This window comes from Vibrio sp. 1249-1, assembly GCF_033340495.1.
In genome coordinates, this window is the sequence record NZ_JAWOWJ010000306.1 from 453 (window position 1) to 852 (window position 400).

1 pseudogene is annotated in these 400 nt (G+C 46.8%); it reads left to right on the forward strand.

The annotated features are described in order from the left end of the window. Window positions 1–35: 35 nt before the first annotated feature. A pseudogene (locus R7Z50_RS26025) lies at window positions 36–400 on the forward strand (serine dehydratase subunit alpha family protein); the annotation flags it as partial.

Sequence of the window (400 nt, forward strand, 5' to 3'; positions counted from 1 at the left end):
CGATTGCTCATAAAAAGTAATACGGAGAACAGAGCATGAACCAGCAATGGACACAATATATCCAAATCATTAAGCAAGTTGTGAAACCTGCATTAGGATGTACAGAACCCATTGCTGCGGCGTACGCGGCAGCAGTTGCTAGAAAAGAGTTAGGCACATCCGATATTGATGCGATAGAGGTGCGTGTTTCAGACAACCTATTTAAAAACTCGATGGGTGTTTTCGTACCCGGAACGGGCAAGATAGGCCTCAAAATTGCCGCCTCAGTTGGTGCATTAGCTGGTGACCCAACAGCAGAACTGGAAGTGTTGGCTCGGATTAATGAGCAGGATGTCGCTGCTGCGCAACAATTGATAGATGAAGAGCGGGTAACTGTAGCGCGCATGGATACGCAAGAATT